The organism is Streptomyces sp. NPDC101165 (assembly GCF_044768135.1).
GTDB lineage: Bacteria > Actinomycetota > Actinomycetes > Streptomycetales > Streptomycetaceae > Streptomyces.
In genome coordinates this window covers 350358-361984 of sequence record NZ_JBIWPG010000011.1, presented here as the reverse complement: position 1 = coordinate 361984, position 11627 = coordinate 350358, and the positions used below count along the sequence as shown (strand labels likewise).

10 protein-coding genes are annotated in these 11627 nt (G+C 70.1%); 6 read left to right on the top strand and 4 right to left on the bottom strand.

Annotated features, from left to right (window positions below):
- Nucleotides 1-1849: D-alanyl-D-alanine carboxypeptidase (locus tag ACIRVH_RS25455; RefSeq protein WP_403957065.1), on the top strand; the 1849-nt coding region annotated here is incomplete at its 5' end.
- 186 nt (nucleotides 1850-2035) lie between these two features.
- Nucleotides 2036-3967 carry an MFS transporter gene (locus ACIRVH_RS25450; protein ID WP_403957062.1) on the top strand — a complete coding sequence of 644 codons (1932 nt, stop codon included), beginning with the start codon at nucleotides 2036-2038 and terminating at the stop codon, nucleotides 3965-3967.
- Nucleotides 3968-3994: 27 nt separating this feature from the next.
- On the opposite strand, the gene ACIRVH_RS25445 is transcribed toward ACIRVH_RS25450, so the two are convergent.
- Entirely contained in the window at nucleotides 3995-4843 is an 849-nt protein-coding gene (locus ACIRVH_RS25445; protein WP_403957059.1) for a hypothetical protein, read from the bottom strand.
- Between the two features lie 92 nt (nucleotides 4844-4935).
- On the opposite strand from ACIRVH_RS25445, the gene ACIRVH_RS25440 reads away from it, so the two are divergent.
- From ACIRVH_RS25440 to ACIRVH_RS25430, 3 genes are all read left to right on the top strand, one after another.
- Complete coding sequence (locus ACIRVH_RS25440; RefSeq protein WP_403957056.1) at nucleotides 4936-5724, top strand: SDR family oxidoreductase; 789 nt, start codon at nucleotides 4936-4938, stop codon at nucleotides 5722-5724.
- A gap of 104 nt (nucleotides 5725-5828) precedes the next feature.
- Nucleotides 5829-7400 (top strand): sodium:solute symporter family protein, encoded by a 1572-nt coding sequence (locus tag ACIRVH_RS25435; protein WP_403957161.1) that lies wholly within the window; start codon nucleotides 5829-5831, stop codon nucleotides 7398-7400.
- Nucleotides 7401-7425: 25 nt separating this feature from the next.
- Nucleotides 7426-8028 carry a hypothetical protein gene (locus tag ACIRVH_RS25430; RefSeq protein ID WP_403957054.1) on the top strand — a complete coding sequence of 201 codons (603 nt, stop codon included), beginning with the start codon at nucleotides 7426-7428 and terminating at the stop codon, nucleotides 8026-8028.
- A gap of 2 nt (nucleotides 8029-8030) precedes the next feature.
- Here ACIRVH_RS25430 and ACIRVH_RS25425 read toward each other — a convergent pair whose 3' ends face one another.
- Both ACIRVH_RS25425 and ACIRVH_RS25420 read right to left on the bottom strand, forming a co-directional pair.
- Nucleotides 8031-9140, bottom strand: coding sequence for an ADP-ribosylglycohydrolase family protein (locus tag ACIRVH_RS25425; RefSeq protein ID WP_403957158.1), 1110 nt, complete (start codon nucleotides 9138-9140; stop codon nucleotides 8031-8033).
- Nucleotides 9141-9241: 101 nt separating this feature from the next.
- Nucleotides 9242-9982, bottom strand: coding sequence for a TetR/AcrR family transcriptional regulator (locus ACIRVH_RS25420; protein ID WP_403957051.1), 741 nt, complete (start codon nucleotides 9980-9982; stop codon nucleotides 9242-9244).
- A gap of 106 nt (nucleotides 9983-10088) precedes the next feature.
- Here ACIRVH_RS25420 and ACIRVH_RS25415 point away from each other — a divergent pair, with 106 nt between their 5' ends.
- Nucleotides 10089-11117 (top strand): alpha/beta fold hydrolase, encoded by a 1029-nt coding sequence (locus ACIRVH_RS25415; protein ID WP_403957048.1) that lies wholly within the window; start codon nucleotides 10089-10091, stop codon nucleotides 11115-11117.
- Between the two features lie 156 nt (nucleotides 11118-11273).
- Here ACIRVH_RS25415 and ACIRVH_RS25410 read toward each other — a convergent pair whose 3' ends face one another.
- On the bottom strand, nucleotides 11274-11627 hold the full coding sequence (locus tag ACIRVH_RS25410) for a hypothetical protein (protein ID WP_403957046.1): 354 nt from the start codon (nucleotides 11625-11627) through the stop codon (nucleotides 11274-11276).

The window sequence follows — 11627 nt, the reverse complement described above, 5'->3', positions numbered from 1 at the left end:
CCCGCAGGCCGCCGACGGCGAGAACGCCCCACAGGGGCCACCCGCAGCCGACGACGAAAGCCGCACGGGTGGTGCGGGTGGGAACAAGACCGCCGAAGGCGAAGCCGAGGCGAAGGCCGACGCCGATCCCGAAGACGCACCGAAGCCTGCCGCCGAGCCCGAGGACGCACCGAAGGCCGACGCCGAGCCCGAAGACGCACCGAAGGCCGCCGGCGAGGAGCCGCAGGCCGAGGACGACGACCCGCAGGCCGCCGACGGCGAGAACGCCCCACAGGGGCCACCCGCAGCCGACGACGAAAGCCGCACGGGTGGTGCGGGTGGGAACAAGACCGCCGACCGCAAGCCCGCCGAGGCGAAGCCCGCCGAGCGGAAGCCCGAGGCGAAGGGTGTCGATCAGCCGACCACCCTCATCAAGGCCGTCAAGCCCAAGAAGCCCCAGGTCGACCAGCCCACCACCATGCTCAAGCTGGGCGGCAGCAAGTTCGTCCCGCTGAAGAACGACACCTCCGCCCCCACCACCGCCCTCCCCCAGGTCGGCCCCGAGCGCACCACCCAGCAGCCCCTCCCGCCCAGGCCCCCGCTGGACCTGCTGGCCGAGCTGACCAATACGCCTCCGCCCCCGGAGACCCCGGTCCGCACGCTGCTCCGCCGGGTCAAGATCTGGACCCCCCTGGCCCTCCTCCTGGCGATCGTCTTTGCGGTCGTACAGGCCTTCCGCCCGCTCCCGCCGCCCACCCTCGCCCTCACCGCGAAGGACACCTACACCTTCGACGGCGGCAAGGCCGACATCCCGTGGCCGTCCACCGGCCAGGCCGCGCTCGAGGTCCAGGGCATCGGCACGTTCGGCTCCTCCGGCACCCAGAAGCCCGTACCGATCGCGAGCGTCGCGAAGGTCATGACGGCGTACCTGATCCTGCGCGAGCACCCGCTCAAGAGCGGCGAGGACGGCCCGAAGATAAAGATCGACAAGGCCGCCGAGGAGCAGTCGGAGGCCGGCCAGGAGTCCACCGTCCCGGTCACCGCCGGTGACAGCATCTCCGAGCGCGAGGCCCTGGAGGCGATCCTCCTGCCCTCCGCCAACAACGTGGCCCGGCTGCTCGCCCGCTGGGACTCGGGCTCGGAGAAGGCGTTCGTGACGAAGATGAACGCGGCCGCCAAGAAGCTGGGCATGACCAACACCACGTACACCGACCCCTCGGGCCTGACGGACTCGACGGTCAGCACGGCCGTGGACCAGGTCAAGCTGGCCAAGAAGGCGATGGAGCAGCCCGCGTTCCGCGAGGTCGCCGCGATGATGTCCTACGTCGACTACAAGGGCGTCAAGCACAACAACTACAACCGGCTGGTCGGCTACAACAACGTCGTCGGCATCAAGACCGGCACCACGACCTCCGCCCTCGGCAACCTCGTCTTCGCGGCGAAGCAGCAGGTCGGCGGCGAGACCCGCACCATCATCGGCGCCGCGATGCGCCAGCCCGCCGGTGGCTCCGACAACACCATCATCAGCGGCGTCCTGAACGCCGGCGACAAGCTGATCCGGGCCGCGCAGGGCGCGCTGAAGTCGGCGACGATCCTGAAGAAGGGCGATGTCGTCGGGTACGTCGACGACGGCCTCGGCGGCCGTACGCCGATCGTGGCGACGAAGGACGTCACGGCGGCCGGCTGGGCCGGTCTGAAGGTGAAGCTGTCCTTCACCTCGGACGTCGTACCGCACACCGCGAAGGCCGGCACCAAGGTCGGCGCACTCACCGTGGGTGACGGTTCGGCCGGAGCTGTGACGGTCCCGGTGGCCCTGCAGAAGGACCTGACCGAACCCGGCTTCACGGACAAGCTGACCCGCCTCGGCTGAGCCGTAGCCCCGCTTCACCACTCCCCCACCCCGCCGACGGAGCCCCGCGGCGGGGTGCGTGCTAGCGTCACGAAACGGGGCAGCTCGCCGGTCCACGGGACGGGGCCGCGAACTGGACGAGAAGCGGCCGGTAACACCGAGGGACACGGCCGAGAACAGAAGACGGGACACGGGGAGTGCCTTCAGGTGGCCACAACCGAGCCGACACGCGCGGACGACGCCGACCCGGACCCGGGATCCGGCCCTCGAATACGCCTGTCCACGGCTGACACGGACGGTCGCACCGACACGGACGGTCATCACGGGGACCGCGCCGACAGCCACACGGACAGCCACACGGACGAGCGGACAGACAGCCGGACGGACGACCAACCGTACGGCCCCACGACCGCACGTCAGGGCCGGCTCGCCCGTCTCCTCGCCGCCGCCGAGCCCCTGCGGCAGCGGCTCCTGGTGCATCCCGTGCTGTCGGTCACGGCTCTCGCCGGCCTCCTGCACATCGTCTGGTTCTTCACGTTCGCGAACAGCGGTGGCGACCTCGCGGCCCAGGACGCCTGGGCGGAGTTCGTCGGCCGGCACCCGGACTCGGCGTACAACCTCGCCTGGTACGGGGGCATGCACCCGGTGTCGTACAGCGTGGTGTCGCCGTACCTGATGTCGATCCTCGGCGTCCGTACGACGATGATGATCGCCGGGACGGTCTCGGCGGGCCTGCTGACACTCGTGCTGATCCGCAGCCGGTCGGTGAAGAACCCGCTGTGGGCCGCGATGGCCGGGGTCTTCGCGCTGATCTGCAACGCGGTGTCCGGGCGGGTGACCTTCGGGCTCGGCACGATGTTCGCGCTCGGCGCGGTCGCGGCCGTCTTCTGCTGGCCCTACCGGTGGCGGTACAAACGCTGGGCGAAGGCCCTGGTCGCCGCCCCGCTGGCGGCACTCGCCACGATGGCCTCGCCGGTCGCGGGGCTGTTCGTGGGCCTGGTCGCGGCCGCACTGTTCCTGCAGAAGCGACGGCCCGGCGCGTGGGCGCTGGGGCTCGCGCCCACCGCGGTGGTCGCCGTCTCGGCGTGGCTGTTCCCGTTCTCGGGCACCCAGCCGATGATCTTCGGCTCGGTGATCATGCCTCTGGCGTACGGCCTGCTGTGCCTGTTCCTCGTCCCCAAGGAGTGGATCACGGTACGGCTGACGGCCGCCGTCTACAGCCTCGGCGTCGTCCTGGTCTGGCTGATCAACTCGCAGATCGGCTCGAACATCTCGCGGCTGCCGATGCTGTTCGCGGGCGCGGCGCTGATCGCCGCCCTGCCGTACACGGTGCCGCGCTCGCGCAAGTGGTACGTGACCGTGGTGGCGTTCCTGGGCTTCGTCGGCTGGATCGGCTTCAAGACGGTCGACGACATCATCCACACGACCCCGGCCGCGTCCTGGGCCCGGGAGCTGGCGCCGCTGGTCAACCAGCTCCAGAACGTCGGTGCGGAGAAGGGCAGGGTCGAGGTGGTCCCGGCGCGCTCGCACCGCGAGGCCTCCGCGCTCGCGCCCTACGTCAACCTGGCCCGCGGCTGGAACCGGCAGGCCGACATGGAGCGCAACCCGCTCTTCTACGACGACACGCTCAACTCGGCGAACTACCACGAGTGGCTCCAGCGGTGGGCCGTGCACTTCGTCGTGCTGCCCAAGGACAACCCGGACGGGGACGGCGGCGAGCGCGAGCGGCAGCTGCTGCAGCGCGGGATGCCGTACCTGAAGCAGATCTGGGGCGACGCCAACTGGCAGTTGTTCCGGGTGACCGATCCGACGCCGCTCGCCGAGCCGAACGCGGTGGTGGACCGGGCCGAGCAGGGTGAGATGACGCTGCAGGTGCGCAAGCCGGGGCGGATCCTGATCAAGATCCCGTACTCGCCCTGGCTGAGCGTCGTCGATGGTCAGGGCAAGAGTCTGAAGCCGCCGCAGAAGGCCTCCGACGGCTTGACGTACGACAACGTCAACGGGTGCCTGATGGAGTCGCCGGAGGACTCCAAGGGGGACAAGTGGACGATGCTGCTCGCGCCGAAGGCCGGGACGTATCACTTGGCTGCGCCGTATCAGCTGCCGAGGGGTACTCCGTGCCCCGACGAACTGAAATGAGCTCTCCCGCCGGCCCGCCCGTCCCGGTCAGCCGCGAAGCTCTGTCACGTACTTGTCCGTGCCCGGGATCGTGGGGATGAACGGCGCGACCAGTTCGACCCGGCCCAGGCCCGCTTCCGTCACCTGCTCGTCCAGCCCCGTGAAGTGCTCCTCCCAGCACTCCCGCGGATCCTTCTCCAGGAACCAGAGAAGGGTCAGGCGGGTGTCCACGCCCTCCACCTGCTTGACGTAGGTCATGCGGTCGCCGGGCAGGGGCGTGGGCCGGAACAGCGTCACCATCGCGGACGGGGAACCCGCCAGGCGGCGGGGCAGATGGCGGGCGGTCAGCCACTCGACGAGCCGCGCCCGCTGCTCCGCCGACTCCGCGTCGATCACCTCGACCACCAGCCCCGCGTACGGATGGTCGAGGGCGTGGAAGTCCCTGGGGCCCGCCGCGCCGTCCCGGTAGACCGTCGTCTCGTGGTCCTGGAAGGCCGTGAAGACGTGGGTGCGGTCGTGGTAGACGCGGGCGTCGCGGTTGAGGCGCTTGTTGATGGCGACGGTCCACTTCATGTGGTCGTCGTAGCGGCCGTCGGTGATCCAGTACGTGGAGATGTAGCAGCCGGCGGTGACGGGCTGGGCGACGGCCGACTTCTCCGGGTAGCGCAGGAGTTGCAGGTCGCGGGTGGCGACCCAGCGGCGGCCGGTGTACATCCAGGGCATGGCCATGGCGCCGGCGTAGTAGTGGTCGTCCTCGTACCAGCGGTTGTAGGCGTACTCGTGGCCCGGGTGCGGCTCGACCATGGTGATCAGGGCGTGGCCGGGGTGGACGCCGTAGGGGCCCACGGCGGCCAGTTCGGCGTACGTCTCGCTACGGGTGTCGGTCTCCTCGGACATGAACGCTGCTCCCCTTCCGTCCTCCTCCACTCGCCCATACTCTGACGCTCCGTCAGATGATGCGCCAGAGCCAGGACAGCTGGAGGTCCGCCATGTCACTGCTCGCAGGCAAGACCGTCGTCGTCTCGGGGGTCGGGGCCGGGCTCGGCCATCAGGTCGCGGCGGCCGTCGTACGGGACGGCGGGAACGCGGTGCTGGGGGCGCGCACCGAGGCGAACCTCGCCAAGAGCGCGGCCGAGATCGATCCGGCCGGCGGGCGCACGGCGTACCGGGCGACCGACATCACCGACGAGGGGCAGTGCGAGGCACTGGCTGCACTGGCGCGGGAACGCTTCGGGGCCGTCCACGCGGTGGTGCACGTGGCCGCCTGGGACTCCTACTTCGGCGGGGTCGAGGACGCGGACTTCGCGACCTGGCAGTCGGTCATCGACGTGAACCTGCTGGGGACGCTGCGGATGACGCGGGCGTGCCTGCCGGCCCTGAGGGCGGCGGGCGGCGGATCCGTCGTCTTCATCGGGACACAGTCGGCGGTCGCCGCGCCCTCGCAGGTGAAGCAGGCCGCGTACGCCGCCTCGAAGGGGGCGCTGACCAGCGCGATGTACTCACTGGCGCGGGAGCTGGGGCCGGACCGGATCCGGGTCAACACCGTGCTGCCGGGCTGGATGTGGGGGCCGCCGGTGCAGGCGTACGTCCAGTTCACCGCGCACACGGAAGGGGTGCCGGAGGCGGAGGTGCTCGGGCGGTTGGCGGAGCGGATGGCGCTGCCGGAGCTGGCGACGGACGGGGACGTGGCGGACGCGGCGGCGTTCCTGGCCTCGGACCGGGCGAGGTCCATCACGGGGCAGTCGTTGCTGGTCAATGCGGGGGAGCTGATGCGATAGCTGTTCATATAGCTGAACGACAGTCACCTCACCGAACATCTTTACCTTGACTTGACCTTACGGTTGCTTGTCGTGTTCACGTGACCGCACCCACGATCGAGCACATGAACAGTCTCGACTGGGCCGTGCTGATCGGCTACTTCGGAGTGATGGTCGCGATCGGAGTCTGGTCGCACAAGCGCGTGGACAACGTCAGCGACTTCTTCACGGCCGGCGGCAAGATGCCCTGGTGGCTGTCCGGCATCTCGCACCACATGTCGGGCTACAGCGCGGTGATGTTCACGGGGTACGCGGGGATCGCCTACACCTACGGCGTCACCTCCTTCATCACCTGGTCCTTCCCGATCGCGCTCGGCATCGCCATCGGCTCCAAGCTGTTCGCGCCGCGCATCAACCGGCTGCGGTCCCGGCTCCATGTGGCCTCCCCTCTGGAGTACCTGAAGAACCGCTACAACCTGCCCACGCAGCAGGCGCTCGCCTGGTCGGGCATGCTGCTGAAGATCGTGGACGTGGGCGCCAAGTGGGCGGCGATCGCGACCCTGTTGTCGGTGTTCACAGGGGTGTCGCTGAACCAGGGCATCCTCATCACCGGCGCGATCACCGCCGTCTACTGCACGATCGGCGGCCTGTGGGCGGACGCGCTGACCGAACTCGGCCAGTTCGTCATCCAGTTGCTGGCCGGTATATCGATGTTCGTCGCGGTCGTGCTGAAGCTGAACGACAAGAACATCGGCTTCTTCGGCGCCTGGGACGAGCCCGCGCTGCACGGCCACGGCAAGCCGCTGGTCGGCCCGTACGGCACGGTCTTCCTGCTCGCGTTCCTGTTCATCAAGCTCTTCGAGTACAACGGCGGCATGCTCAACCAGGCCCAGCGCTACATGGCGACGGGCAGCGCGTACGAGGCCGAGCGCTCGGCACGCCTGTCCTCGATCCTGTGGCTGGTCTGGCCGGTCGTCCTCTTCTTCCCCATGTGGATGTCCCCGCTGCTCGTCCACGCGCAGAAGCCGGACGGCTCGGACTCCTACGCCCTGATGACCGAACAGCTCCTGCCGCACGGGCTGTTGGGTCTCGTCATCGTCGGCTTCTTCTCGCACACGATGGCCATGTGCTCCTCGGACGCGAACGCGATCGCCGCGGTGTTCACGCGGGACGTGGCGCCGGTGGTGTCGGCGAAGGCGCGGTCGTGGAACGGGCGTTCGGGCCTGATCGCGGCCCGGGTGACGACCGTCGTCTTCCTCGGCCTGTCCATGGCGGTCGCCACGCAGGTCAACTCCCCCGCCTTCAAGGACATCATCACGGTCGTCATCAAGTGGGTCGCCGGTCTCATGGGCCCGATCGCGATCCCGATGATGCTGGGTCTGCTCCGCACGTTCCGCCGCTCCGGCCCGACGGCGGCGCTCACCAGCTGGGCGGCGGGCCTGCTGGCCTTCTGGCTGGTCAACTACCCCATCAACTGGAACGTCGACGGCGGAGTCCCGCTCCAGTACCAGGTCTCGATCCCGCTGGCGGTCTCCCTGATCCTGTACATCCTCATCGGCTGCCTGAAGCCCGAGGACACCCCCGAACGCCTGGCGATCATCGAGACGCTCAACACGGACGGGGACGGCACGACGGCCGTACCGGTGCCGGCCGGGGCGGGCGACGACATCGTGGGGGCGCCCAACCACCCCCTGTAGTCTGCCGGTTGATCATCAACTTGGCATGAACGGGGAAGACATGAGTATGGACGCGGTGCGGGCGGCCTCCCAGATGGTGGGCCGCCGTACCACTCTGCGTTATCTCGCCATCGGGGTCGGAGCCTCGCTGCTCGCCGCGTGCAAGGGCAACGACAAGGCGGCGGACGACAACAAGGGCGGCGACAACTCGTCGGGGGTGTCCGGGGTGACGGGCAGGGCGTTCGCGTCCTTCGTACACGGCTCCTGGAAGGTCACCTCGCAATCGCCGGGCGCGAGCGGCGAGACGCACACGTACTCCGCGATCGTCGACGACGGCGTCTTCACCCTGGACTTCGGTGGCGGGAAAACGGCGAAGGGCACATGGTCGCTCCAGGGCGGGCGGCTGGCACTGCGGGCGCCCGAGCGGCTGGGCGACGACAGCGGCGAACTCCACGACGCCGCCGCCGAGAACGTTCCGGCGACGGTCGGCGACACCGTGTCCGTGGGCCTGCCCTGGCAGCCGCCGGGCGAGTCGGGCACCGGTTCCGGCCAGCGCCTCGAAGTGGATTACAACAAGAAGGCAGGCGTACGCATCCGTCACTTCGATGCGAGTGGCAGCATGACCATCCACCAATGCATCCGCGCCTGAGGTCAGGCTCGCGGATACCGCGCCAGCCACCCCGGTGACGACCCCGCAGGGCCGTGCAGTGCAGGGCCCTGGGTCATCTCCATCGCGAAATCGTCGGCGAGTTCCAGGATCGTCGGGCGGCCCTCCAGCTCGGTCAGCCAGGCCGGCGGGAGGGCCGTCTCGCCGTGGAGGGCGCCGAGGAGGCCGCCGGTGAGGGTGCCCGCCGCGGCGGAGGGGCCGCTCTGGTTCACCGCGAGGCAGAGGCCGTGGCGTACGTCCTCCCCCACCAGCGCGCAGTACACGGCCGCGGCCAGCAGACCGTCCGCGGTGCCGTCGCCGGCCAGTTCCTCCACCCGGGACGGACCGGGCAGCCCCTGCCGTACCGCGCCGAGCGCGTGCTGGAGGGCGTCGGAGACGGGCTGGTGGCCGGGGCGGGCGGCGAGCAGGGCGAGGGCCCGCTGCACGGCGCCGTCCAGGCTCTCCCCACGGGCGAGCGCGTGCACGATGACGGCGTACGCGCCCGCCGAGAGGTAGGCGATGGGATGGCCGTGGGTCTGGGCGGCGCACTCCACGGCCAGCTGGATGACCAGTTGGGGTTCCCAGCCGACGAGGAGGCCGAAGGGGGCGGAGCGGGCCACTGCCTCCGGGCCCAGTTCGCCGGGGTTCTTCGGGGTCTCCAGCGTGCCCATGGTCTCGTCGCCGAACCCGACGAGCAGGGCCCGGGTCGGGTCCCGGCGGGCGTACAGCCACTCCTCGCGGGCCAGCCAGCCGTCGTCCTTGCGGCGCTCGTCGGGCCCCCAGTCCCGCTGGGTGGCCGCCCACCGCAGATACGCCCGGTGCAGATCGGTCGGCGGATGCCAGGCGCCGGTGTCGCGGCGGACCTGGGCGCGGATCAGCCCGTCCACCGTGAAGAGGGTGAGCTGGGTGTGGTGGGTGACGGTACCGCGCCGCCCGTGCCCGAAGGCCAGGTCGAGCAGTCCTTCCCCGCCGTAAACGGAACGGATCTCGTCCAGGGCGAGCGCGTCGGCAGGCCCGCCGAGCGCGTCGCCGACGGCCACACCGAGCAGGGTGCCACGCACCCGGCTGCGGAAGTCCTGCTGTTCCACGCGGCCCCAGACGGCAACCGACGTCATACTCACTCAGACCTCCTCACGGCACCGTCCGTACGTACGACGCTCAGCACTGTAATCGACCAGGGACGGTCGGTTCACGGGGGCAAATCGTGCCCGCCCGGTCATTCCCGCACAGCCATGAGCGCTTCGACCCCGTCCAGAATCCGGTCGAGGCCGAAGTCGAGCGGGTCGACACCGGCCGGGTCGAAGGCGCCCTCGGCGATCGCCTTGGTGAGGGCCGGGAAGCGGTCCGCGTGCCGGGCGAGGAGTTCGCCGGTGAGCCGGTCCCACTCCCGGTCCTGCTCCTCGTCGTGGTCGGACACCTGCTGGGCGAGGTTGCGCACGAGTCCGACGAGGAGCAGGAACACCTGGTGCCGCTGGGCGGCGCCGAGGCCGGTCGGTTCGAGGGCGGCGAGCGCCGCGTCCAGCCAGCCCAGCTGCCGCGGCCCCATGATCTGGCGGCGCATCGCGGTGGCGGAGAGCAGCCAGGGGTGGGCGGAGTAGACCCGCGCACACTGCCGCACCCACTCGCGCACCCCGGCCCGCCAGTCACCGCCCGGCACACCCGACAGATCCGGGCCCTCGGCCAGCACCGCCTCCACCATCAGCTCGACGAGTTCGGTCTTCCCGGGTACGTACCGGTACAGCGCCATCGCCGAGACGCCGAACCCGCCGGCGACCTTGCTCATCGAGACGGCGTCCAGCCCTTCCCCGTCGGCCAGTTCGACGGCGGCCGCGGCGATCCGCTGCGGGGACAGCTTCGGCTTGGGCCCACGGGTGGGCTGCTCCTGCTCGCCCCACAGCAGCGCGAGGCTCGCCCGCGGATCACGCGGCTTGTCCTGCTCCTTGTTCCGGGCGGCCATGCGGTCCCTCCCCTTCGGTCCGGACGAAGCCCGTTGACTCCACCCACCAACTGTATATACCGTAAACACAACTGCTGACGGCATAAACAGTTTAGGGGGAACACTCATGCTGCTCACCTACCGGGCACTCAAGCGCAGGTCGCTCGCGAAGAAGCTGCGCATCACCGCGCCGAACGGCATCGACGAGGGGACGTACGTCCGCATCGGCGGCATCGACCAGTGGATCTCCATCCGCGGCGAGGACCTGTCGAACCCCGTGGTCCTGGAGATCCACGGCGGCCCCGGCGCCTCCAACCTGATCTTCGTCCCACGCACCCGCGCCTGGGAGCGGCACTTCACGATCGTGCGCTGGGACATGCGGGGCGCGGGCCGGACGTTCGCGGCGGGCGGCCCGGCCGGCCAGGGCGAGATGACGCTCGACCGCCTCTACGCCGACGCCCTGGAGGTGACGGAACACGTCCGCGCCCGCCTGGGCGTCGCCAAGCTCCTCCTGGTCGCCAACAGCTTCGGCACGGTCACCGGTCTGCGGCTGGCCCGCAACCACCCCGAGCTGTACTCGGCGTACGTCGGCACCGACCAGAACATCATCGCATGCGGCCGCGACACCTCGTCGTCCCACGAGGCGCTGCTGGCCCGGCTGGAGGAGGCGGGCAAGAAGAAGGAGCGGGCGAAGGTGGCGGCGATGGGCCCGGACCGCACGGCCTGGTCCGCACACGAGTGGTCGGAGCACGCGAAGATCGTCGTCACTACCGACCCACTGACCTACGACACGATGAAGACGGTGGTGATCCGCTCGCTCTGGTTCTCCCCGTTCCACACCCTGCGCGGGCTGCGCTCGTATCTGAAGGGCATGACCTTCTCCGAGCAGCTGGGCCCGCAGGCGATGACGGTCGACGAGCGGGCCGAGGGCACGTCCTTCCGCCTCCCCTTCTTCCTCTTCCAGGGTGACAGCGACGTCCTGACCCCACCGGAGCCGGCCCGCCGCTTCCACGAGGAGGTCACGGCCCCCGTGAAGGACTTCGCCCTCATCAAGGAGGCGAGCCACTTCGCGTCCTTCCGGCACCCGGACCAGTTCCTGGACCTGATGCTGCGCAAGGTGCGGCCCGTGGTGACGGGGGACGCGGAGGTGCGCTGAAGCACCGTGCCGCAGGCGCGGCGACACCTACAAGGGCAAGCGGCCGCACAAGCTCACCAAGATCCAGACGTACACCCTGCTCCGCGCGAGCGACGGCGCTTGGCGCATCGCGGCCTTCCACAACACCAAGCGCAAGCCGCTGATGGAGTCGATCTCCTACAGGTTCGCGCCGGGACTCGTCCCGGCGGCGGAGCGGTGAGCCGCGCACAGCCCGGCCTCCGCCTCGGCCGCCTCACGGATCGCGAGGATCTCCGCAATGGCTGCTGTCGGGTCCTGCTCCCCCGCATCCACGATCCGCTCCAGCCCCCTCAACCGGGCGGCACGTTCGGGGTGCCGTTCGATGGCCACGAACACGGCCCACGAGTGGACGAAGGCACGCAGCGGCGCAAGGCTCTGGGTCTGCAGGGCGTTGGCCGAGGCCTCGAAGAGGTGCTGTGTCAGCGCCGGAACCCGACTCGGAGCGATGCGCGCGACCGCCGCCCGCAACGCGTCCGGCGTCAGCTCGGGCAT